This window comes from Rhodococcus sp. WY5, from assembly GCF_018588185.1.
GTDB classification, from domain to species: domain Bacteria; phylum Actinomycetota; class Actinomycetes; order Mycobacteriales; family Mycobacteriaceae; genus Rhodococcus_F; species Rhodococcus_F qingshengii.
The window spans coordinates 287290-311441 of the sequence record NZ_JAAMPR010000002.1 but is presented as its reverse complement, the minus strand read 5'-3'; the positions used below and the strand labels follow the sequence as shown (position 1 = coordinate 311441).

The 24152-nt window shown below is 59.4% G+C and carries 20 protein-coding genes and 1 pseudogene; 9 read left to right on the top strand and 12 right to left on the bottom strand.

The genetic code is table 11. From position 1 onward, the window contains the following. Nucleotides 1-181 precede the first annotated feature (181 nt). The 3 genes from G4D79_RS30510 (at nt 182) to G4D79_RS30500 (ending at nt 5294) form a co-directional block, all read left to right on the top strand. A complete protein-coding gene (locus G4D79_RS30510; protein WP_214514802.1) occupies nt 182-1420 on the top strand; it encodes a hypothetical protein in 1239 nt (412 codons plus the stop codon). A 601-nt stretch (nt 1421-2021) separates the two neighbouring features. Beyond that, complete coding sequence (locus tag G4D79_RS30505; RefSeq protein WP_214514801.1) at nt 2022-2774, top strand: DUF5677 domain-containing protein; 753 nt, start codon at nt 2022-2024, stop codon at nt 2772-2774. Nucleotides 2775-3086: 312 nt separating this feature from the next. Next, nucleotides 3087-5294 carry a hypothetical protein gene (locus tag G4D79_RS30500; RefSeq protein WP_214514800.1) on the top strand — a complete coding sequence of 736 codons (2208 nt, stop codon included), beginning with the start codon at nt 3087-3089 and terminating at the stop codon, nt 5292-5294. 352 nt (nt 5295-5646) lie between these two features. Here G4D79_RS30500 and G4D79_RS30495 read toward each other — a convergent pair whose 3' ends face one another. Beyond that, the gene (locus G4D79_RS30495) at nt 5647-7305 is read right to left on the bottom strand and encodes a hypothetical protein (RefSeq protein WP_214514799.1); all 1659 of its coding nucleotides are present in this window, start codon (nt 7303-7305) and stop codon (nt 5647-5649) included. A 196-nt stretch (nt 7306-7501) separates the two neighbouring features. Continuing rightward, nucleotides 7502-7723 carry a hypothetical protein gene (locus G4D79_RS30490; RefSeq protein ID WP_214514798.1) on the bottom strand — a complete coding sequence of 74 codons (222 nt, stop codon included), beginning with the start codon at nt 7721-7723 and terminating at the stop codon, nt 7502-7504. A gap of 163 nt (nt 7724-7886) precedes the next feature. Between G4D79_RS30490 and G4D79_RS30485 the strand changes: the two are divergent. After that, a pseudogene (locus tag G4D79_RS30485) lies at nt 7887-8204 on the top strand (DDE-type integrase/transposase/recombinase); the annotation flags it as partial. A 63-nt stretch (nt 8205-8267) separates the two neighbouring features. Here G4D79_RS30485 and G4D79_RS30480 read toward each other — a convergent pair. Then, on the bottom strand, nt 8268-8720 hold the full coding sequence (locus G4D79_RS30480; protein WP_214514797.1) for a hypothetical protein: 453 nt from the start codon (nt 8718-8720) through the stop codon (nt 8268-8270). A 106-nt stretch (nt 8721-8826) separates the two neighbouring features. Between G4D79_RS30480 and G4D79_RS30475 the strand changes: the two genes are divergently transcribed. Further along, nucleotides 8827-9036: a hypothetical protein gene (locus G4D79_RS30475; protein WP_214514796.1), complete on the top strand. Its 210-nt coding sequence runs from the start codon at nt 8827-8829 to the stop codon at nt 9034-9036. Nucleotides 9037-9137: 101 nt separating this feature from the next. Here the strand turns inward: G4D79_RS30475 and G4D79_RS30470 are convergent, their stop codons facing one another. Further along, nucleotides 9138-10292, bottom strand: coding sequence for a hypothetical protein (locus G4D79_RS30470; protein ID WP_214514795.1), 1155 nt, complete (start codon nt 10290-10292; stop codon nt 9138-9140). Nucleotides 10293-10611: 319 nt separating this feature from the next. Here G4D79_RS30470 and G4D79_RS30465 point away from each other — a divergent pair, with 319 nt between their 5' ends. From G4D79_RS30465 to G4D79_RS34785, 3 genes are all read left to right on the top strand, one after another. Then, nucleotides 10612-11394, top strand: a complete 783-nt coding sequence (locus tag G4D79_RS30465) for a HEPN domain-containing protein (protein ID WP_214514794.1) — start codon at nt 10612-10614, stop codon at nt 11392-11394. Nucleotides 11395-12210: 816 nt separating this feature from the next. After that, a protein-coding gene (locus tag G4D79_RS30460) for an IS3 family transposase (RefSeq protein WP_374223451.1) occupies nt 12211-13355 on the top strand; the annotation gives its coding sequence in 2 pieces (ribosomal slippage) (nt 12211-12475 and nt 12475-13355; 1146 coding nt in all). 1227 nt (nt 13356-14582) lie between these two features. Next, nucleotides 14583-15893 (top strand): protein NO VEIN domain-containing protein, encoded by a 1311-nt coding sequence (locus tag G4D79_RS34785; protein ID WP_214514793.1) that lies wholly within the window; start codon nt 14583-14585, stop codon nt 15891-15893. A 109-nt stretch (nt 15894-16002) separates the two neighbouring features. Here G4D79_RS34785 and G4D79_RS30450 read toward each other — a convergent pair whose 3' ends face one another. Continuing rightward, the gene (locus G4D79_RS30450; protein ID WP_214514792.1) at nt 16003-16893 is read right to left on the bottom strand and encodes a nucleotide pyrophosphohydrolase; all 891 of its coding nucleotides are present in this window, start codon (nt 16891-16893) and stop codon (nt 16003-16005) included. Between the two features lie 381 nt (nt 16894-17274). On the opposite strand from G4D79_RS30450, the gene G4D79_RS30445 reads away from it, so the two are divergent. Then, a complete protein-coding gene (locus G4D79_RS30445; protein WP_214514791.1) occupies nt 17275-18072 on the top strand; it encodes a hypothetical protein in 798 nt (265 codons plus the stop codon). 315 nt (nt 18073-18387) lie between these two features. Here the strand turns inward: G4D79_RS30445 and G4D79_RS30440 are convergent, their stop codons facing one another. From G4D79_RS30440 to G4D79_RS30410, 7 genes are all read right to left on the bottom strand, one after another. Continuing rightward, nucleotides 18388-18906, bottom strand: coding sequence for a hypothetical protein (locus G4D79_RS30440; RefSeq protein ID WP_250888062.1), 519 nt, complete (start codon nt 18904-18906; stop codon nt 18388-18390). A 101-nt stretch (nt 18907-19007) separates the two neighbouring features. Next, complete coding sequence (locus tag G4D79_RS30435) at nt 19008-19166, bottom strand: hypothetical protein (RefSeq protein WP_198931703.1); 159 nt, start codon at nt 19164-19166, stop codon at nt 19008-19010. 346 nt (nt 19167-19512) lie between these two features. Continuing rightward, nucleotides 19513-20310 (bottom strand): N-formylglutamate amidohydrolase, encoded by a 798-nt coding sequence (locus G4D79_RS30430; protein ID WP_214514790.1) that lies wholly within the window; start codon nt 20308-20310, stop codon nt 19513-19515. Nucleotides 20311-20345: 35 nt separating this feature from the next. Further along, nucleotides 20346-21005, bottom strand: coding sequence for a hypothetical protein (locus tag G4D79_RS30425; protein ID WP_214514789.1), 660 nt, complete (start codon nt 21003-21005; stop codon nt 20346-20348). A gap of 108 nt (nt 21006-21113) precedes the next feature. Beyond that, the gene (locus tag G4D79_RS30420; protein ID WP_214514788.1) at nt 21114-22340 is read right to left on the bottom strand and encodes an insoluble domain protein; all 1227 of its coding nucleotides are present in this window, start codon (nt 22338-22340) and stop codon (nt 21114-21116) included. A 76-nt stretch (nt 22341-22416) separates the two neighbouring features. Continuing rightward, a complete protein-coding gene (locus G4D79_RS30415; protein ID WP_214514812.1) occupies nt 22417-23751 on the bottom strand; it encodes a ParA family protein in 1335 nt (444 codons plus the stop codon). Further along, entirely contained in the window at nt 23751-24107 is a 357-nt protein-coding gene (locus G4D79_RS30410) for a hypothetical protein (RefSeq protein WP_019749726.1), read from the bottom strand. Before G4D79_RS30410 ends, G4D79_RS30415 begins: the two co-directional genes overlap by 1 nt. Nucleotides 24108-24152: the final 45 nt, after the last annotated feature.

The following is a 24152-nucleotide window of genomic DNA, read 5'->3' as shown; positions in this document are numbered from 1 at the left end:
CTGGCAGATCGCTGGCCCGGATGTCAAACGTGATCGATTCGACGTCTTAAGTCCCTCTACCGAGTTGGACAGCACTCTCGCCCTGAGCAGCACGCGTATTCGACAAGCAATCGGTCAGCTTGATCCTGCTGCTCAAGCAGGAGAACTCCCTGCGATCCTTCGCACAATCCAAACTCAACTCATGAGCGCCCAAAGCACCGAACTGGTGGCCTTGTCGAAAGAGGCACTCGCTCAACTCCGAAGCATGATCGGAGAAACCGACGAATTCGTTTTCCCCAACAGTGGTCTTCGCAGCGTGGAGATTTCGAATCGCTTCTACCAAACTGCGAAGTTTGCTCAGCTCATGCTCCGATTGCGGCAAGATCCAGAACTCCGCGACTCTCTATCCCAAGGCTCCTTAAATCCCGGAAACACACTCCCGGGGGGTCAATTTCAGGCTGCAGACCAGCACGTCCAAGAGTTAACTCTGCGCGACACCTTTCTTGACCCCCTGCTCGCGTCGATCCCCACCGGCATCTGGGCTTTCAGCACCAAACGCCTACGCGCTCCCTACGTATTCACCCTCGGCAGGGTCGTCCAAGACGCGCCCGCAGTCAACCTACGCATGAGCGACATCTTGGCGAAAGATCCGGCCGACCGGGGCACCGTCAAGCCTCTCGATCAAACCGCAGACCCGAAAGCGTGGGGACAAGCCGTCGACTGGTGGTGCATGAAAACCAACGCCATATTTACTCGCGTCGCCGACATCACGGAGTTCACCGACCACAATGACGATGGCGTCTACCTCCCCGAACTGCATCTGATGTGGCTGATGGACACACTCGAAACATTCAAACGGGTTGCCGAGGTCGCAAACTCCTGGCACTCGGCATTCGGAACCACGCTCACCACCTACACCGCTCTGGACCTGATCGCCGAGACCTGGCACGGAACAAACGACATGGCGAAGCTGGTCGAACCCGATACTGTCAGCGACGCGCTCTCCCGAGTACGGGCCTCAATTCCCGTCACACTGCATCCCATCCTGCTGCCTGCCGCCGAAGCCGCCGGCAGAGCACCCGACCTCATCTTCGACGGCTTCTTCCAAAGCAAGCAACACGAATCAGACACTGTCGAGATCGTTCTTCCTCCTTCACAGAAAGGAAGCAAACCACGACGAGAGCAGTGGTCGAAGAAATCCGCGATTCGTCAGCTCGTCCGAGCACGCCGCAACGCCACACACGGCTTCGTAGGTAAACCACACTCAGATCCCAACATCCACGTCCTCACACAACACAACGGAAAACTTCCCTCCGAATTCGCCATGCTCCCCTACCTCCATCTCCTCGACATTCTGTGCAACCCCGACGAACTTCTGAACAAAGCGATTCCCCGATCAATCTCAAAGTTCTTGCCTCGCAAACAGAATCGAGGAACATGACGCGTACCGTCACTCGATCTAGATCAGCGATGTGACGGGGCGTTAGCGAATATTCCTGATCTGTCGGCCATGAACAGCCCCGCACCGCCACCTCAGCGAACACTGGGACATGCCCATCACCGCGTATCACCGCCCCTTTAGGTGAGTCCGGTGCACACGAAAGTTGAACTTAACAGCCATCTGAATACCATTACGGTCAACAGACGCTTTCTGTCTGCACACCAAGATCCTTGGCTCTCACAACGCTGAAAGGCAACGACATGACCGAGACTCCAGTTGCACCCGCTCCCTGTCCCCCCGGCAGACACACCCCAGGCGGAACCTGCGACTGCGTTGCATGTAATCACCACATAGCAGCATTCGCCGCCGACTTCCGCGAAAATGGCACCGGTGTTGAATTGTTTGGCTGCCCGTCGGATCGTCCCGAGGCGCCCTGATATCACAATCGAATTCTCGGTTCGGCGAATGTTGTAAACGACGGTCGAAAGGCCCCGACTGGCAACCTTCCTCGCACCCGCACAGAAGGACCGAGAAACCATCATCCGGGCCAGTCAACCGTGCACGCGGCAATCCTGACGACGCCGCTTTGTACGCTCCGATGATGACAAGACCGGACGATGACGCACTGGAAGCCTGGATCGAGCAATGCGTCGCGCACCTACGAGATGCAGAAAACTTCGATGTCTACAGACCCCACAAAGACGAGTTCCTCCTGCTCTATGGTGTCGCAGTTCGCGTCATGCGCTATAGCGACGCCTACCTTCGCCTAATAAGGTCGGGGTGCGCCGGGGAAGCAGTCGTGCTGGCGCGCACTGCGCTCGAACACGCCGTCACGCTCCAATGGGTCTTCATCGTCGACGGAGGCATCAAACGGTTCCAGATCGATGTCCGCCACGATCGCCACGACCACTACCGCAACCTCGCCAAATGGCTCAACCATCAGGAACTTTCAGAAGCAGCAGATTCACTCGAATTACCACCAGACGGCAAACGGCTACCACCATTCATGAACATGCTCCGGGAACTCGATCATGAGAAATTTCTCGAAATGAGCTACCACATCCTGTCTCAACAAGTCCACGTCACCCACGCCGCCGTAGCTCAATTCCTCGAGCAAGGCGACCAGGAACTGCACATCAACTACGATCCGAAGTACGGCTACCAATACCAGGCGACTTACGTCGTGGCGATCTCATGCATGCTCGCTCGATGGGTCGTAGCAAAGCTCACCGACGACCCCCAACTGCTCGAACTGCTCGACAAAACCTCAGACAACCTCACCCTCCCCATGACTCTCATCGATAACATCGAGGAGAAGAAGCGGCGTAGTGGACTTTCCGAGGCGGCGCCGTAAAAGGTATCCCCGATGATTACCGTCATTTCGGCAGACCGAGATCGCTCAACGGCCCGGCAGGGGGCCACTGAAACAAAGCCCCCAACAACCCGCTGGTCACTCACAAAGCGGTCGGTCGACTGCTCCCGAGACCGCACCCGAGTCTCGGACGTTCCGCAACCGTGACACCCACCGCGCCCGAGGAATTTTAGGTTGTCAACGTCCTCCACTGCTGACTACATACGCTGTGCATGACGTATCGCTATGGAAGACGGCATAACCGTCAGACAGGCAGCCCCGCACGGTATATAACCGATCACCGATGATGAGCGAATGAAAGACGCCAACGACGACGCCCTCTGGGTGCACCGGCTGATCGACGCAGCGCGGCGCGGGGTAGTACTCGACCTACAAGCTGGAGCGCCGGCCACGCAGTACAACCCCTCCACAGCACATGAGTGGCCCCTCGACCGCAGCATTCCCGCCAGCGCGATCCGCACCGTCATGTCCGAAGTGATGCGCGGCGAACACCCTGACCTCGATCCACGCGGCCTACGCATCCAGGGAGCCCGGATCACTGGCCCGGCCGACTTCACTCATATCACCTTCAGCTATCCACTGCATTTCAGCAGGTGTTACGTCGACGAACTACTCGACCTCGGCTACACCAAGCTGGGAGCTTTGCTTCTCTCGAAGTCGCATCTGCATTCGCTGTCCCTCTACGGCAGCACCATTTCAGGCGACGTCGATGCCGACGACATCACCACAACAGGCGAATTCAACGCCCTCGGTGCGACCATCGAAGGTCACCTACTCCTCGATGGCGCAGCGCTATACAACCCTGGGCAGCACGCACTCACCCTCCATCTCACAAAAATCATCGGTACCGTGACTGCTCAACGGATCACCACACACGGCGAAATCCACGCTCAGGCAGTGAGCATCGGTAGCACATTCATCTTGAATGACGCCGTCCTCGACAACCCGTCACACCGAGCTGATCAACACGTGCTCCTACTCGACGGCGCAACCATCACTGGCGACCTACACGCTGAACGGATCACCACACACGGACACATTCGCGCGGTAAATGCGACGATCGGTGGTCAACTCAACCTGCACGGTGCGGGCCTGCACAATCCTGGAAAAGATGTTCTCACCATCGAGGGCGCCTCAATCACCGGTCATGCAGTCGCAGACCAACTCACAACCTACGGCGGGATCGAGGCATTCGGCGCGCACTTCGGTTCCCTGCTCTCACTGAACAGCGCCTTCCTCCACCACCCGCCGCATGGGCCTGGCCAACACGTCCTCAACATCGACGGCGCAACCATCACGGGCGGAATCTTCGCTGACGACCTTGCCACCCACGGCGAAATACACGCAATCAGCGCCAATATCGGCGGCCAGTTCAAACTGAACGGCGCGAACCTCCGCAACCCCTCGCGAGACGCACTAGTCCTCAACAACGCAACTGTCACCGGCGGAATCTTCGCTGACGAACTCGACGTCAACGGACGAATTCTTGCGGTAGGAACCAACATCGGCGGGCCGGTCATCCTCAACGGTGCAGATTTGCGCAATCCTTCGCAGACGCTCATCCTCCTCAACGGCGCAACCATCAGGGGGGAGGTCGTAACTATCGGTCTTCGAGCGCAGGGCTTCATTTCTGCGAGCGCCGCACTGTTCGAGAGCAGTCTCGACCTCGCATACGTGGAGCAGCCCTCGAGGAATACGCCTCATCTCCGAGTCCAGTTGAAAACCGCCACGATCAAGCGTCTCGTCCTCCCCGTAGGCTCCATCCACTCTCTCGACTTGTCCGGATCGAAGATTGAACTGCTCGTCACTCCACTCGGCACAGAACCCAAGTATCGGGTGAACGCGACAGGGTGGACGCTGGGTGATGTCGAAGGGAAAATTCGCACCGATCACAAGGCCGCCACACGGTGGCTTTCACCAGACTCAAACGCGTGGCTTGTCGAAGGCGACAGCCCCCAACCATGGCATGCACTCGCTGCGGTGTACGAGCGCAACGGACACCCCGCAGAAGCCCGGCGACTGAGGTTCACAGCAGCGAACAATGTCACCAAAACCGCTCCCCCAACAACGAAGCTCATGCGGTGGGGCTACCGACTCGTCGCCGGCCACGGCTACTACCCACTCCTCGCAGCACTCTGGCTACTTCTCGTATTAGCCGGAGGCATCACGCTCATCGACATGAACCGACAACACTTCGTGCCCAACACAATCGGCGCCGCCACCACGATCACAACCAGTGCAGCCGAAGGCCCGACAGACACGACCATCACCGGGGCCGACGACTGCTCGACCCACCCAAAATACCCATGTCTGGATTCGTTCACCTACGCCCTCACCGGTGTCATCCCCGCAGCAGCCGGCATCACCCGCCCCGACTGGGCAGTCAGCTCCACCGCGCCGGTCACCGTGAAGCTTGGCCTCCCTGCTTTGAGGATCCTGGCGTGGATCTTCACAGCGATTCTGCTCGCCGGTGTGACCGGATTGCTCCGGAAAAGCTCCTGACCTCGATCTCACCCGCGTGCTCCCATATGGGCACTATGGGCATTTCGGACAAGGAAGGGGGTGGGGGTCATGGCTCATGCCGAGACAGAACGGCTCGGCTCGACACGGCGATGTGCGGGACGCAGCGTCTGTCATCAAATAGGTCGCGTCCGAATACACGGTTTTACAGCGGAGCATCGTCGTTTGATTCGAAGAAAAGGCGAATCATCTCGGCGCGGCTTATCGATGCTCACCGCGTGTACGTGGCACGAAAAAGAGATGATCGGACCGTACGAGCCCAGACGTTCCGGGTGTGACGTGGCTGGTGCGATCGAGGACGTCCCGGAAGCCCCGCCGTCCACAGAAACGGTGGTTACGGTTCCTGCGAAGACGGCGCAACCAGCTGGGCAAGTTCTCGAAGCGCTCGAGTTACGCGGTCGACAAGATCTTCGAACTGTTTACTCGGTGACAGCTTGTCCCAACCCTCGGCAGCTAACGCAGCGCTATACCGTGACCCCTTCAGATGCGCCGCTCCGGATGATCGCATGCTCTGCAATAAGCGAAGCGGACCGCAGAGTTCGTCGACGTCACCACCGAGTTGTTCGATCCACGACTGCAACGCATTCAGGGATGTCTCGGACTTGTCCGCCCCGGCCAGCTTACGAATTGCTTTGACGTCAATGGCATCGACGACTGCTTTGGTCAGCATGAGGAAACTGAGATCGCGCTGGCCTATGGAATCGTTGGTGCACAAGGCCAACCCGCTGAATTCGCGTTCGTCGTGTTCGCCGAGCTTCTTGTACAGTTCGACTCCGTGCGTGGCAAGAACAGCACCGTTGAGGTCACTACGTGCCCGCCTCAAATAGTCGAGATTCGGCCGCGAATCGTCGACATCCCATTGGCCCAGGACATCTCGCCGAAAGCGAGCTTCGGAGACGTGGCCATCACGAGGTGGGACGTTGTGCTGCAGCCAGTGGTCACGTTCGGATTCAGGAAGCTGTTGTTTGATGTCACCGAGCCAGAGCTGTACGAGACCTTCGTCATTGATGTCAAGATCCAGACCCCACAGGTTCAAACACCACAGACGGGTACGGCTGAGTACGTACGTCTGCGTGTCGTCTCGATACCGAGTGAGGACTTCGGCGTCGAAGAACACCGGTGTCAGGAAGTTCGGCTCTCCCGCAGGAGAACGTCCGATGTCGTCGTCGACATCGCACGTCCACCGGACCGGTTCGCCGGTGCCCGAGTCTGCGCCAATGATGAACTCTTGAAAACACTCGGGACGAAGGGTGTCGTCCGGCCCCTCGCCGATCTGTGCGAACGGCAACACGACGTTCTTGCCCACAATGTCGGAGAAGAAGTTCCGTTCAGCCCCACCCCAGCTTTCGGTAGCGCAGAAGTCGATGCTTGCGGTATCCGAACGGTGCTCGAGCGCGATGCGTTCGACGTCGTCGAGGGTCGAGTACACGGTGTGGTGGTGTTGCAGAAGCAGACTCATCTGCCGGGCGGCGAGGTAACGACGCAACAGTGGTGCGCTGACTTTGACGTCCCAACTGTCGTCATCAACACGTGTGGTCGTGACGACGTTATGTTTACGTCCAGCCTCATCTAGACGGATCCAATGCCCACGATCTATCTCGATAAGTCCGAGCCACCACACGAACGACAAGGACAATTCGATGGTGGGCTGAACATACCTGTTGTGGCGACGGGCATGGGCGAAGAAGTGCCGAGTGTAGCCATGGCGAATGTTCGTCAGGCCGTCGTCGAAACCAGGATCGTCGCCGGTCCAATTCCACGAGTTGCCGAGTTTGTCGTCCCAGCTGGTGTGCGTCAAGGCATGTTCGATCGCGTCTTGTTCGACCAGAGCACAGGTGATCGTGCTGTGTTCGCCATTGTCGATGGTGCTGTGCAACACCGAAATCCACCCGGTCGGTGCGGGGTCCAGAAGCCGAAAGAACTTTGTCAGCTTGAGCGGATTGGGTAATGCGTCGTAGCGAGCAACAGCATCAGGATCAGCGTTCGTCCACATCCCCGCATCGTAGGCGTTTTACTCCACACACCAGGCACTCAGCTGACAACCCTTCAGGGGCGAGTGGAAGCATCCGGAACGTCGCTGAGATGGCCGACATCGTCGAGCGAGGACATCGAGCAGCCTGCGCGAAACCGAGCCGAACCCGCGGTCACGGTCAGGACCAAAATTCGGTAGCGGCGTAACACTCACCAGACTAAAGACGCTGCCGCAGCCAGTCGGGCATACTGGGGTCGTTCACTTGCCACGACTGCTGAAACGTCTCGTCGTTTTGCCAGGTGTTCTCGTTCCCATCAAAGGACTTGAACCTGTTGCACTTGTACTTGACGACGGTGTCACCTTCCAACCGGTACTCGTTATAGTAGTAGTTTTGCTTCCCGTAGCCGTTCCACTCTTGGGTTGTATAGATCGTCGTCATGGAGAGAGCGTAGCGGTGGCACGGGTAGGTTCCGCGTGTTCGTGGGAACGTGGGGCCTTGGCCCCTCGTGGTGTCCTGGGCACCACGCATTCGAAGCTCGAATTCCCAGCACTTTGCGCAGCAGCAGGCGAAGCCACCGCCGCCGGAGGGACTGGAGTACGTGCCGCGAGTGATTGTGACAGACAAACTTGGCAGCTACCAGGTCGCGCACCGTGAGTTGATGCCCTCGGTGGAGCATCGCAGTTCGCGGTATTTGAACAACCGCGCCGAAAATAGTCATCAGCCGACCCGGCAGCGGGAGCGGGTGATGCGGCGGTTCAAATCACCTGGCCACGCGCAGCGGTTCCTGTCCGCGTTCGGGGTGATCGGATCGCACTTCCGTCCGAGACGGTATCTGCTTTCGGCCGGTGATTACCGGCGGGTGATGGCTGATCAGTTCGCCGTATGGCGCGAGGCTACCGGTAGCGCCGTCGCCGCCTGAAAAGGCGCCGGCGACAAGGCCATTGTGTCACCACGCATCCGAACACACTGTGCCACCGAACATTCAGGTTAATGTGACAATCCCTACCCAAAGCTCAAACGGCAGCTGATGTTCGGACTCGACCGCCAACCTCCAATACGGATCATCGGTGCGGGAACCGAACTCGTCGCCCTGCGGACTGCTCGCCAACACCGGCGCATCGTCACCACCGACCGCAAAAACCACCTCCGGAGGCTGGTTGCCACGAGGATCGAACGTCACTCGAACCTCGACGAGATCAGACACCCTGATTTGGCGTTCCGACGGTTCTCCCACGTTGTAGGCATTCGCGAAGTCCCGGGCCTTGGTCTGATCGTCCAGCAGGACTGTTGTGAACGGTCCATCGGTGACCACTGCGCTCCCCGAGGCTAACCGGCCGTAGTGCTTGTCCTCGTCGAATCCGAAGGATTCGATCCGCGACAGTGTGATCGACAGGTGGGCTCCGTCGGGCAATGGAACCGCCCCGGACACGTTCACTGTCCGACCATCGATGGTAACGTCCGCGGCCAACACGATCGGCGGAGAGTCTAGGGGTGCAACTCTGAATCTAGTCGCGCCCCTTGCTGCGAGAGAAATTGCCGCCGTGATTGAGGCACGCAATTCACCGTCTATCGCGGCAACTGCACGCATCCTTCTCAGCAACGACGGAGGAGTAGAAATGTCGCCGGAAGACGCCGGTATCCAAGAAATCCTCGACCACATTCGCAAGTTTGCCAAGTATCCTTTCACTCGAACGGAAAATGCGGCTTCATCGGAAGATACCCTCCTGCAACAACCCACTAACGCCCTATGATAAGAATTTCGCGCGAAAAAAATTCTAGAATTACACAGAATTTGGAAAGCGAAATAAGGCGACTCTTTCCTTCAAAAATCGCTTTACCAAGAGCGAATTAATTACTCACCCTGACATGCCCCGTCGATATATCCTAGTTTTCCATCCTCAAGAAATTCGCGAACCAACTCATTGCCACGAAACCACTTTAAAGCAAGCGCCGCCCACTGACGGCTACTAATTTCACCGTCGACTCGAAAAACTTTTCGATAAATTGCATCTTTCGTGACTCCAACCCCAAAGTTGCCCCCGAACTGATTCTCCAAGAGATTCGCATAACTAACCTCATCGAATACCTTAACTGCGCCATCGCAGTGAGTGAAAATCCCGTTCTCCAGATTGCGAATAGCATGAAAATATCTAATCAAAACCTTGCCGTCGACACGCGGACAGACTTCGGAAACTCGCTCCTCAATCTCAAAGTGTTTTAAAAAATTATTGGATTCTTCATCGCCCCTGCACTCACACTTCACAATTACATAGTTGTAGTTCACGCCTCGCGATCCCCCTTCGAAATCGCCCTTCACCACTGTTCCATGAGCCCGCGGATCATTCAACCACTCCTCCGAAGGAATATTTTTTGGTCCGTAGACATGATCCTTCTCGAAGGATTGTAACCACTGCTCTTCAGGCATAATTCGACGCTCATCCAACGCAATTCTGGCGATATTGCCAGAATGACTCGCCTCCACAGCGAGGAGTTCTTCAATCAGTTCGGAATTCATATTTCCCACGAATGAACGTCGAAGCAGCTGATGATAGTGCAACACATGGTCCTTCACTCTTCCGATTTGACTATTGCCACGCACTAAACTCACAAGAACAAGACCGGATTTGTCAAGCCCTGCAAATAGTTCAGGATGCTCAACAAATACTCGACTATTCGAGGAACCTCGCTTAAGAATAACATCTGGTATAGAAAAATACAGAGGGCTCGTTGCCTGCTCTATGATCACTTGGCCGACCGGCTCGAAATCCGCCCCGAACCAAGCGGCCAGATCCAACTTCACAGATTCATCAAGCGTATCAATGTATTCATTCACATGCAGCAAAATTCTTGCATTCAAATCGTCAACGAATGGATATATATTCAAACCCAGAATATTAGGATCAATAGCGTAGTCGAGCATCGCTTGAATCAGGCAATCAAATAACTCATCATCGACTGATGCATCTCGAAGAAACTGCCGTGCATCAATACATTGGAAATTTACCATCCGCTAACTATCCCACAGCTGTGAATATATTGCTAGCGCTCGAATAAACATGCCAGAATCGAAAAATATTCGCCGCCGACTCATACCTATGCCACCAACAAAGATCCGTCCCTCATCGTCGGGTTTTTGAACAGCGGCGTGCAGGCTGTTCGCCGCCAACAAGCGTCGAGGTCAGCTCGGTGACGTCGAACTGCCTCTCAAGGACACAGATAGACGCTAAGCGCCAAACAACTCCGGTGATCGTCTACCCAAAGGGGACGGTCTGGATAGCCCGAGATCAAGCGCGAAGCGCGGTGATCTTGTCGGTCATACTTTAGGCATGACGAACGAGGGTATCCCGATTCAGATCATCACCAAAGGGTTCATCCGCGAGGGTGATCCTAGCGTCGATCCGACTTTCGTGCCCAACGCGATCGACCAGTACTTCCAGCACTGGATCACGCCTCAGCTTGGGGAGAGCGTGGACAGAGACTCCATCACCAAAGCGTTGATCGTTCTCGACGGCAGTGAAGCTCACGTCACCGTCAACGACGATGTGCGGTTCTGGGCGATCGCCGGTGAGCAGGATGAGATTGTCGATCCAACCGAATGTTTCGTCGGACAAATCACCAGCCTTCTCCCTGATGGTGTGGATCCGCGCCTGCGCTGGATGGGCTTTGCAACGGCAATCGGCGGTCGCGCACTACCGCTTGATCTTGTTGGCAATATCGATCGTGTTACACCGCTGCTGGGCAGGGCTCATGATTTCCTGCGTTCCGCAAAAATGAGTCTTGACGCGGATCTACTTGCACCTTCAGTCGAGCAGTTGTTCTCGGCGGCTGAGCTGTCAGTCATGACGCTGATTCAGCTCGACGGCTGGGACGATAAACGGAACCACAAGAATCGGGACAACTGGATTAAGGCCCAGGTAACCGATCGCAAGGTACCGGAGAGCTTTGGCGACATTTACTCCACGCTCTACTCGAATCGGAATAGCGCCCGGTATGGCGAGGACGAGCTGACGTTCGACATTGCCGAGGCGGAGGACTTTATCGGCACCATCGGGCACATGATCGAGTTCGCGCGCTCCCGCCGCAATGACTTGTCGCACGACGACGAATAGACGACTTAGTCGCGCCACTCGATGGTCACGCGCGCCTCCAAACCGGCGAGCTGGTGCACACGCTCACGGTCCTCGAACTGCTCACCGTTTGGTGTGCGAGCGGTCACGAAGTTCGTATCGGCCGCGTTCCCGACGGGGCCAAGGTCAGACACAATGTTCGTCGTGTGCCCGGGCAACCCTCCCCGGATCTGCGAGATGAGGAACTTAAGATGATGATCATGAAGGCCTACGCAGACAACCCCAGTGTCTATGGCGCTCGCAAGATATGAATATCGTTGCGATGCAAAGGTTTCGACGCGGTGGGGTGCACCGTTGATCGTTCACCGAATCACAGGAAAGGCGAGATCGGTAATATCACGAGACACTGGGCACCGTCACGACTGTGTCGGTTTTGTGGGTCTCGCGATCGGAATTAAATGCTCGGCCGCTTACTACTGTGGACCGAATCGAGGCCCCAAATACGTGAATGCCGGCACCTCACTGGTCGCACCAGAATTGGGGGTGTTCCCGCGTCGGGAGTCGCCGACAACGGGAATCGGTCGATTCTCGATGACACAACGCCCATTCTGGCCAGTGCCGAGCTTCGGCAAGTCGCCTTGTTAGGCGTTGCGAACTCCACGCTGCTAGGCATTGTGTGTACAGCACTCGACCTGATCAGGGACGGTCTAGCACTGAAGTCACCTTTCGACGGAAGCCTGTCGACGTCTCGACTTCGGCACGACGCCATAGGGTTATGGCATGTTCCCCTTGAGTAGGTCCGGCCTGATCTAGAGTCCTGATTGCCCTGGTAAGGGCGAAGAAGGGACGACAAGGATCATGGCGGGACGCAAACGTCACTCGGCGGAGGACATCGTGCGCAAGCTGCGCCGGGCCGACGAGTTGGCCGCGGAAGGCAAGAACGGCGAGGAGATCGCCGCTGCACTCGAGGTGTCGGCGGCGACGCTGTACAACTGGCGTCGCCAGTACGGCGGCATGGATGCCGATGCGGCGAAGGAACTCAAGGAACTACGGGAGCAGAACAGCCGGCTCAAGCGGCTGCTCGCCGACGCCGAGTTGGAAAAGGACGCCCTGCGGGAGATCGCGAAGGGAAAATTCTGAGCCCGACCGCCAAACGCGCCGCGATCACCATGCTTACCGACACCCTGCAGATGTCGGAGCGGTCCGCGTGCAAGGTCGTCGGGCTCTCCCGATCGGTTTACCGGCGGTTGCCGTTGGCGCAGACACCGGACGACCCGGATGCCGACCTGCGCGCAGAGCTACGCAGATATTCCCGCAAGCATCCGCGGCACGGCTTCCGTCGAGCGTGGGCATGGTTGCGCTACGACCAGGGCGTCGAGGTGAACAAGAAGAAGATCCACCGCCTGTGGAAGGAAGAAGGGCTGCAGGTCCGGCGTGCCCCGCGCCGCAAACGTGCCGGCCTGTCCTCCGTTCCGATTATCGATGCGGATGCTCCGAATATTGTGTGGGCATTGGACTTCCAGTTCGATTCGACCGTCGACGGCAAGACGGTGAAGATCGCGTCGATGGTCGATGAACACACCCGGATGTCGTTGCTGAACATCGTGGACCGCTCGATCACCGCCGACAGGTTGATCGAGGGCTTGGAGAAGGCATTCGCGATGTGGGGTGGGCCGCCGCTGGTGTTGCGGATGGACAACGGGCCGGAGTTCATCTCGGAAGCGCTGCGGGACTTCTGTGCTGGGTCGGTGGGGATGTCCTACATTCCGCCGGGCACGCCGTGGAACAACGGGTTCATCGAGTCGTTCAACAACCGGCTGCGCGATGAGTGCCTGAACCGCAACTACTGGCCCACTCTGCTCGAGGCCCGTGTGGTGATCGAGGACTTCAAGGACGACCACAATCACCGACACCGTCATTCAGCATTGGGTTACAAGACCCCCGCCGAGTACGCTGCCGGATGCACCCACCGGCACCAGCCCGTGGCGTGCGAGATCGACTGATCGACTACACATAGGAACCGGCTCTAGAACCGACCGGACCGACTATCGGGGACCTGCCAGTTACGTCGGGCACTCGGCGAAGTCACTTCTGTTCCCGTTCGCGCTGCACTGCACGAAGGACCCCGACTCCGATTGAACCGACTAGACCAGCCGTGGTCACAAGCCTTGCCCATCGCGATCGCAGTGCTATCGCAAGTCGAACTCGTCTCGTCCCACGTTTCCACACATAAGGCGGAGACTTTCGAGCTTTCCATCCGTACGGACAAAGCTTTCCATCCGTACGGACAAACTGTGGGAACGAATCGTTGAAAACATCACTGTCAAAATCGGATTCGAACGAAACTCTCAACCAGCGACAACTAGACGGAGCTGGGTAGAGGATCCATGGGTCGACATCGACGACCGAACTAACTCTCACACCTACCCTGACGTCCTAGCCGTAGATGGGGAGCACTTGTGGATTATCGATGCCAAGTACAAGTAGCGCGACGGAGCAAGCGCACCTAGCCGCGACGACCAGTACCAACTGTTCGCTTACAGCCGCCTGGCATCGAGCACCGGCTCGACAAAGATCTCCGCTGTTCTCGTCTACCCAGGCATCCGGGAAGTGCGCCGTTGGTCTCGCGGCGGCGACAACGGCGCAACGCTATATGCGTGTAACGTGCCGTTTCCCCAGCCACCAGACCTGCAGAATTCCCAGAGCTGGGAACAGTACCTCGGCCGGACTGCGAGTCGACTCTCTGGTCAGCTTGATCAATGACTGCTCGTGCAAGCACCACCCACAGCCACTGACGACGACGCCAGGTTCTGCACCAGATCGGGCCAGCGTGTGGATCGACTGCAGTGAAGTGTGGATCGACTGCAGTGAAACGGTCCGTCCGATGATGTGCGCTCCGCCACGTGAGTCATTGGTGCTGCCTGAGTAGCCGACGATTTCGAGGCTACGACAGATCGCGCCCGGTGACTCGTCGCCGATGGAAAGCCTCGGTTGATCCCGCGCTTTCTGACGCCGACGCTCGCGTAGTACCAATGCGGGATTTGAATTAACTGAGATTCAGGATGAGGATCGCATCCTCGTCCCTCGTCGACAACGTGACGTGACAGCACTGATCGTCGACGACGTGGCGGCCGCCACCTTCTGAACGCGGATTCCGACAACGCCTATTGCTGCCGCTGGAGGCCGTGATTGAGTAACGACATTCCTAAGTTCCGATTCGTGGAGGTTGTGTGAGCGTACAGAAAGACGGATTGGAACAGTTCGTCGCCGAGGTGCGTCGCCGAGGCGGGTCTGCAACCCGACTAACGGGCGCGGAGGCGCTTGTCGAGGTCCAGGCGGGTGCAGGCCGCCCCGTGCGAGTAAAACTCAAAACAAAGCGGCGCGGCGATTGGCAAGCGCAGAAGTCCGACGCGAATCCACGACCAGAAAATCCTATTGACGCGTGGGTGTTCGTCGATGTCAACTACCCCATCGGTAGCGCACCCATCGTCGCTGCTGGATGGGTGCGCGATGACATCCAGTCGCAGGTGCAGGAGTGGTTGGCAGCTGATCCACTACGTGATTCTACGAAGTTACGTCATCACAAGATCCCCGAAGCACGAGTCGCCGAGTGGCGCGGCCGTTGGGACATCATCGGTTTCCCGACACCAGCCACGTCATCGGGGGATGTCACCGAAGACAACCTCGGTGCTTGGGTGTTCAAGTGCAACCCCAAAGTGTGGGACCTCCGGCAATACATGAAAGACGGAAACGACTCGATCGACGACTGGAGCGTGGTCGACAACTACCGATCAGAAATGATCCGCAACGGTCAACGCGCCATCCTGTGGGCAAGCGGCCCCGAAGTCGGGCAGACACCACGAGGCATCTGGGGCATTGGATGGACTACAGGGCAACGCTATCCATCAGTTGACGAAACGCAAGGCTACTGGACCGACGAGGACAAAAGGCACAGTGTCCAATGGTTCGCCCCGACGGATATCACCTTGATGAAGGAGCCCCTGACAGCAGCTGAGATCCGCGACTACAGCGGTCTTGAGGACCTGGAAGTATTTCGCTCTCCCCAAGGGGCGAACCCGTCGTGGATATCGAAAGACCAACTTGCACGCCTGCATGATCTTCTCGAGGGGTGGCCTGAACACGAAGCAGGATCGGGCGAACCCATCACGGTTGGTGCAGGAGGAGCCGGATTCGGTGATCCCCAAACGAACAAGATGATCGAAGACGCTGCTGTCGATACCGCCACCGATCACTACACCAACCTCGGCTACGAAGTCGAAGATGTCGGCGCACGCAGCCTCGGCTGGGACCTTACCTGTATCCACGCTTCCGGAGACATCCGCCGAGTGGAGGTCAAGGGTGTTTCAGGGCCGACCCCGTCTATTCTGCTGACCAGCAATGAGATCCGTTCTGCCCGTGAGGACGAGAACTGGGAGCTCGCTGTGGTGACACGAGCTCTGACCAAACCGACGCTCGCGGCGTATACGGCCAGCGAAGTTCTGGAGCACGCAGAGGGCTTCGTCTATCGAGTCGACTTGTAGGTGGCGGCGATCCAAAGAAGGTGCGGCATCCGATTGACGACCCACGTAGCTCGATGTCTGCGCACGGACGTCAGTGTCCACGGCGGGCAGTCGAACTGTCCTCCCGAGTTCACATTTGAGGCACTCGGCTGGGCACGGCATCAGCGTCTGGCGACGCTCTTGCCGCGGAAAGAAACCCACCGAGCTGTCTGAACAGGACAGAGACCGTCGACAGAGCGCACCGCACGGGGAGGACGCGGGTGTGCGAGGCGTGCAGTAGGTAGTTCCGAGGACCACGCCAGCCTACTTGGAAAGAGCGACTCCGGGTCGACGCTCGAAACCACGATGACGAGACCGTACTGTATACGTCCAACGGCACAGTACGAGGCTTGATGTCTTCGCCCGAGCCTGTCTTGAATTCCGTGTACTTACGGCTCGACCCCCGACTGAGATCGACCGGGTACCGCTGCTCGTTCGCTGCAAGTTTGGCGCGGGCTGTGTCAAATACGTCGACACCGACGAAGTCGGCAAGGGATATCAATGATGTTGCAACGGAACGTAGTCGGCGATTCAACTCCAGTTCGGTCATTCGCGACGGCAACGCTGTGTGTGTCGATTCTTCCCATTGGAAGACTTCGAGAACGAGGCCTGTTGATCCGTTCAGTCTGCACACGGCCTGAGCAAGGGCAGCTGGAATTCCAGCAATCGGGCACAGCTCCGAAGTCTCGGTGTGGGACAGAGCGGGGCCGAATGCTTCGGCCGGATCGATGCGCAGGACATCGCAGAGTCGCAGCAGATAAAGCGCGACGTCGCCCACTTCGTTCCGCAACCGTGTGTGGGCGACACCCATGAGCTCGATGGTATCGGTGTCGGTTTCGAAGAGTGGGTCGATTTCGAGGCAGAGCTCTCCGACTTCCCCACCCAACGCCATCGCAAGGTTTTTGGGTGAGTGAAACTGTTCCCAGTCGCGTGCGATCGCGAAGTTGCGTTGCGCTGAGATCAGGTCGTCGAGGGTGCTCACGACGTGTCACTGCACTTCGGTCGATTCTCCCAGCTGCCAAGGTTGGGGTGTGCGGCGCCCGCCAGGAGAAACTAAACGGCTTCGTTTCGGATCGGAACACGCCGGTCCACTAAGTCGAAGCCGTATTGCGCATACGCAGCGGCCAGACCGGCGAAGGCTCCTGCTCCTGAACGGGGCGATCGCTGAAGATCGATAATCGAACTCCTCACGACGCGGTGATCTGCTAGTTACCCGACACAATGCACGCATTCTCGCAAACTGCCATTGACTGCGATCCTCGTTTCTCACTGCCACCTCCGTTCTCACGCGTTTCTCACAACCGGTTATAGTTCGCACGATTCACCGGGACCCGCTTCGCGATCACTCGAACATTGGACACTCATGGCACATGGCGACTTCTCTATGGCTACAAAAAGACTGATTGCTGCACGAGCAGGACACATGTGCTCAAACCCCGACTGCCAACGCCTTCTTGCCGGGCCCGATCTCGAAGTCGCTGACGGCTACATGCGATTAGGGCAAATAGCGCACATCGCTGGAAACAAAGACGGTTCTGCGCGGTACGACGCGTCCATGACACCAGGCCAGCGGGCAGCCGCCGAGAATGGGCTACTACTGTGCGGACACTGCCACGACCATATCGACAAGAACAACGGCGCTAGTTTCACCGTCTCAATGCTCCAAGAGTGGCGAGAAAGCCACGAAAAGACGGTGAGAATGATCTTGGAAAACAATCGGCCGTTCATGCCTTACGTTATCCGCCTCGAACGAGATACACAGGTGGCCCAGCAAGTTCTCGACTTCCTCAACACTCGCGACGCACTGACCCAACAAGAGTTGTTCAGGGAAGACTGGTGGGAAATCGTTCGATCTTTCCTCAATATTAAGAAGGAACTCGCTGACCTGGCGAAGTCGGTCGAGGTTGACAGGCAGATTACGAAACACATTCTCTCCGTGCAGAAGCAAGTAAACACCTTTCTACGTTCAGTGAAGGTCGATAGAACGACCACACAACCCAAGTGCGGCATAAAACGCGCGGAGTTTCACCTGGAGGAGGTGCGCGATCACATCGGCGATGCCCTCGGCGCGTTGGCAGTACGGTACGACCTCGACGTTCCGCATCCCCTCTCGACGATTCTTCCGCGTCAGCTGAAGCTGGGCACCGGCTTTCGCCCATGACCCTCACGCGCGGCAGTAACAAATAGATCGAACTGACACAGGTCCGCGCTAGCGCCCGAGGCCCTACGCCCCGCGGGTCGCCCTTGTGCACGAGGAGGGGCCAGGGCGTTCGACTAGATTTTTCGATGGGCCCGACGGACTTCCGCTGTGATTCACAACGTGACCGGCCATAGAGTCGTCACCGAGCTGCATTCATCATCAACGGGCGAACCGCCCGCCTGTTCGCCGCAACGCACCGCGACGACATCCATTCTTTTCTCCGCACACGACTCGCCCCGAGCGGAACCGATCCGAAGTATTCGGCAATTTCGGCTGTCACCAACGTATTCGGGCACGGACTGCATTGATACCGTCGCCGTACGAATCCACATAGAGTCCCGAACCCGGCACGTATCGTGAGTCCAAGGCGGCGTGATCGTGGGCCATGAACACAACGTCGGGACGTCCCCCGTTATACCGGCTGTAGACGGTGTAATTCCAGTCGTCGGGTGCGTAATCATCGTTCCACTTCAGGCGGGCCACAGGGACGAATCCGGCCTCGGAATAGATCCTCGGTAGTGCTGTGTCGAAACAGTCCAGTCGTCGTCCGCCTTGCTGGACGGCTACGGCGAGCATGGATTTCGCGGCGCTTGGATATTTGCTGTCCCGATGTGAGAAAGCAGAGACGATTTCGTCGTCGTTGAGTGCGATGCCGGAACGGCCGTCGTCGGTCACGAACAGCCGCATATTCTCGTATTGGCCTGTGTTGTAGACGTGTACGGATGAGGCGAAGCGGTTGCTGACTTTGAGCTGTTCCATTTGCTGCTGGTAGAGATCGGCGTCGGAGGGCGCCAACTCGTACAGGTCCGGAGTGCTGTCTCCTCTGTGTCGAAGCTGCTTGGCTCGAACGGTATCGAGCGTGTGGACCTGTGTGGGAATGACCTCGCGGTCACCGATCAGAAGCCGTGGGCTTCGGCTTCCTCGATCGCCAGGTCGTCCCATTCCTGTTCGATCGTCGCCCGTGCGTTGTCCGGCAGTTCCGGCGTCCATCCCCTGCGACGCCAGAACGCTTCGCGTTGCTCCTGTGTCAGGGTCGGTGTCTCGTTCTCGGTCATGGCTATTGTCCTTCGATTCGTCGTGGGTGAATCCTGAGACTGCTCTGATCTGCTGTTGACGTTGCGCTTTGCCTGTTTCGAGGCGATGCTGCAGCTTTTCTCGCTTACCTGGATCGTCCTCCGCGCCGAGCTGAGTGCGCAACTCGGTTTGTCCGCCTGGGGTGGCGTCGTATTCGGAGGATCTGGCGTCGAGGTTTGTTTTCGCAGCGTCCAATCTCTGTCGGTCACGGGTGTCCGCGGGGTTCGCGTCGAACAATGTCTGTGCGGCGTCGAGCCTGCGGCGGGCTCTGTCGAGCCGTGCTCGAACGTGCGGGGTGCAGCGGGGGCCGGGGTACTTCTGGCACATCTATCGGCTCCCCCGATCTGCCGCGTCGACGAGGCGACCGAGCATGGCTCCGAGGTTTTCGGCGGCGATGTCGACGAGTTCGCCTTTATCGGTGAGGTATTGGTCGCGGCGCAGTTCGATCATCACCGAGTACACGTGGGGATCGGTGTTGTAGTGGTCGAGTGGTACGTACGTGCCGGAAAATGGGGTGTCCATTCCGATGTCTTTTAGTGGAGAAAATGCGGCGTAAGCGGCCTCTACAAGCCAAGGCGGCGTGTGGTGTGGGTCGATGCCGATACATAGCGCAGGACGCTCGCCGTCTGGGTGCAACTCGTACGCCGACGGCAATGTCGGGTAGGAGTGGACGTCGATGATCACGGCGCGGCCAGCGGCGGCGATGCGGTCCGTCACCAGGTCGGACATCGCGGCGGCGTAGGGATGGAAGTAGTTATCGAGCAGTGCATCTCGTGTGATGTTGTCGGCGTTGCGCAGGACGTCTCCGTTGCAGGTTCGGGTGTACACCGCGCCGCGGCCGACGGCGTTGAGTTCTTCGCGCTCGTCGGGGAATCGTTCGGGATCGATCACCAGCCGTGAGAGGTCGTTACGCAGTGTCCACGGCTGGAGTGTCACTGATTGCGCAGCGTGCTGTGCGATCACGTCGGTATGCGCGTCGGTGATCTCGTCGAGTTCGGCGGCGAGTTGATCGCCGGTGACGGCCAGGGCCGAGCAGATCTCGGATGGAATGACGCGCGAAGCGTGCGGGACGTGCAAGATCACAGGCGAATATGCGTCGCCCGCGATCAGTGTTCTCGTGTTCACGAAATCTCCTTGGCAAGTGTGGAACTGATGCCGGTTTAGTTGATGACGTCGACGAACCAGCGGCCGTCGAGTTCTTTGGCGGTGATGGTCTGTGGGAACTGTGCGGGCGGCTGGCCGGGGCGGATTTCGGTGAGAGCGACGGAGTAAATCTCGGCCGTGATCGATGTGATGCGCACGCAGTGGGCGGTTCCCGTTGGGACGGTGTCGATTCCGGCTTGGATCTTCTCCTTCGCGGGCAGGGACGTGTCGGGGGTGGCGAGTGCCCGGACGGCTGTTCCGGAGCGGGTGACGTAGTAGGCGTGCTCGAACGCTGCGATGACTCCGGCGCCGCTTTTCTGGTCGCCGGGGTCGGTGCGGCATGCGGTGGCGTCGGTTTCAGCAGCGGCGGGGGCGGGCGGGGTGACGTCGAGGGTAGGTGCCGTTTCCGAGGTGTCTGTCTCGTCGGCGATTCTCTCCTGAGCACGCTCGTCGTTGCCGGAGAGAAGTCGCAGGATGAACCAACCGAGCAGCGCGACCACGACAATCAAGGCAGCGACGTAACGCAGACGAGGCGATCGAGAATCCCTCTTGCGCGGTAACTTCGGCGGCGTCGGAGGCTTGGGGGAAGAAACGGTTGTGGTTGTGCCAGAGCGTGCGGGCATGGGCGCGCCACCGAGCAAATCGATCACTGCGGGGTGCCTTGTCGTGTTCGTCATCGCTGTCGTCCTTTCGGTGCTCGCGCCTGGGTCTGCAGTGGCGCATGGACAAGTTCAGGGCGGGCGGCGCGTTGCCGCCCGTCCTGAACGGCTCTGATCGTGCGAGCTTTACGACGGAATACCCGCGCCGACTGCGTCGCTGATCAGCGAGGACGCCAGGCCGGGAGTGGCGTTGGTGAGGAAGTCCGTGAGTGCGGTGTCGACGTGTTCGATGATCTGCTTGCCTCCGGGCTGGGCTGCGACGAGGTTGCGGGCCTGTTGGTCGATCGTGGGGGCCGTCGCTACGGTATCGCGGACAGTGGTGGCTACGGCCTCACCGATGGGGCCGGAGTTCTCCCACTCTGCGAGCACGTCCTGCGTCTGGCTGGTGACGGCGGGTTGGTCGACGTCGGGGACCTCGATTTCGACGGGTTCACCGAGATCGCCTGCGCCGTACGCGACGGCGGCGGTGAATCCTGCTATTCCTCCGCCCAGACCGCCGAGAACGAATGCGGGGGCTCCGGCGAGGAGGGCGCCCGTACCGGCGCCGACGGCGGTTCCGGCGAGCCCGCCCGCTACCCAGCCGATTCCGGGGACGAAGACGTTGCCCAGTCCGAGGCCGATGTTTCCGCCGACGGTGCCGCCGATCAGCGCTCCTCCGATGGCGAACGGGGTCGCGAGACCGATTCCTCCGGCGAGGGCCCCGGCGGCGGCACCGCCTACCTGAGTGGCGGCGTCGCGGCTGGCTTTGTCGACGGGGACGCCGAAGGAGTTCCAGCCGGTGGCGACTCCGGATTCGATGATGGCGGTGGTGTTGTTGGTCCGTTCGAGGTCGACGTCGGAGACCCAGTTCGGTTGCGCGATGTGGAAGGTTCCGATGCGGAGGGTGTCGCGGGGGGCGATGATCGGTGCGACGACGTCGACGGGGCCGGGGAGATGGAGCTGGGTGTAGTCGGTCGGTGTGGTGTCGGTGTAGGTGGGTGGTGTGTAGGTGTTGGTGTCGTAGTCCCAGTTCGGTAGCGGCTGGTAGTCGACGTTCTGGTATTGCGCGGGTGGGTCGATCCAATAGATGGGTTCGGCGGGGGCTGGAGCTTCTGTGGCCGGCGGCGGGGTGGGTTCTGTGGTCACTCCGGACTGTCCGGCGCCGTCGGTGATTCCTGCTTGTCCTCCTCCGTCGGTGATGCCGGCTTGCCCGGGCGCTGCGAGTGCCGGTGGTGCGAGCGTGATTCCGGCGGATATTGCTGCGGCCGCGACGACGGCGATGATGCTTTGGCGGGCGAGGGCGCGGCGGCGGTGTCGGCCGTGTTGGTGTGCGCGGCGGGTTGCTCGGTTTCCCACGGTGGTGTCGATGCTCATGTGGTGCCTTTCGTTCAGGAGGGTGCGGATGGGTGCCGGCGGGGGTCTGGTGTGCGGAATCCGGCTGATAAATGGGTCAGTCAGCGGTGTGGGCGATGAGGTCGATGACGGTCGAGGCAATCACGGTCAGGGCTTCGGTGGTGCTGCGCCGGAGCTTCGAGGGCGAGATGCGCTCTCCGGAGGCGAAGAGTGGCTCGAACGGCATCCGGGCGACCGAATGGACTCCGGCGTCGAGAAAGGCGTCGACAGCGTCGATTTCGACCATCGGTGCATCCCCGGGTCCGTCGGTGATGACGACGATGGTGCGAGCCATCATCGCCGAGCCTGCGGTGGCCGCGAGGTCGAGGAGCATGCGGTGCGCCGCGGCGGCGGCGTCGCGGCGGAGCGGTACCGGTACGAGGAGGACGTCCGCGCGGCTGGTTGCCCAGTGCCAGCTACCGGCGAGGCGGTTGTTGCCGGTGTCGGCAATGAGGATCTCGCGGTACTGGGACAAGATCTGCGCCGCCGCGTGGGCGTCGTCGTATCCGAGACCGGATCCGTGGGCGCCGTTGTTTCCGGCGACGATGTCGTCCCCGCTCGGTTGGCGGGTGAGGTACTGCGAGAGCGCCGAGGGTCGGATGCTGCCGGGCGCGGCTGTCTCGGCGGCGATCAGTGAAAGCACGTCGTGTCCGCCGCCGGGTGGGATGCTGACGCGGTCGGCGAGGCTGCCGCCGACGTCGGCGACGTCGACGCAGACCGTGGTTGCGGCGCCGCGGTGTTCGGCGATGATCGCGTTCAGCCCCACCGCGAGTGGGGTTTTGCCGACGCCACCTTTCGGGTTGGCGATGGTCACGATCGAAAACCCCGGGAGGGGGCCGGCGATGGATGCGATGGCGGCGCGTCGGCGCATTTCGGCGGACTCGGGTTTCGGGGCGATTCGTAGGTTGAGGACGGTATTGAGTCGACCGCGTAGTCCGGCGCAGGCGGGCTCGTGCGAGCCGGCCGCGATCTCGGGTGCAACGAGCACGGATGTCGAGGTCGGTGTGCGCGCCGCGGGGACTGGCCGGGCATGGGTATCGGCTCCCACGGGTGGCGGTGAGTCGTCGAGGGGTGTCATCGCCACCGTGACCGGTTCGTCGACATGATGATCCGGCCGCGTCTGTGGTGTGTCGGCGGGTGCGGGGATGGGTCCGGTGGGCAGCGATTGCGCCACCTTCCCGTCCGGTGCGACGGTGAGTTGGCGGGAGCGGCCCGCTTCCTGCACGGTGACCTCGACGGGTGAGCCTGCGTCGGCGGAGTGCTGTCGGCTGAACTGTGCGATCACCGCGTGGATCGACTGCCCGTTCTCGGCGGACAGTTCCACCTTCTCGTCCCCTGCCCCGCTCACGAGTGCGGTTCGCTCGGAGGTGATTTCGATGGCAAGGGCCGACATCACGCGGTGGTTCCGGTGAAGGCTCCGACGCCGGAGAGTTCGGTGTCCATTTCGAGGACGATGGTGTCGGCCTTGTCGAGGGCGGCCAGAGCGTCGTCGCGGGCTTTACCGTCGGGGAGTACTTCGATGATCTGGCGGCGGGTGGCGACGGCTCTTTTGATTTCGTCGAGCCGCGGAGCGGTCAGTTCCTGGTCTTCGCTGAGTTTCGGTAGCCATGTGGGGATGGCGTTTTTGAGGACGCGGCGAAGTTCGGTGATGACGGGGTCGCCGCCGCCTTTGGGTGCTGCGAAGGGGTTGCGCAGCACGGTGATGTCGTCGGCGGTGGGGGTGATCGATTGGGAGATGCGGCGGCTCATGGGCGGACCTTTCGGGTGAGAGTTGTGCAGGTGTGTCAGCGAAGT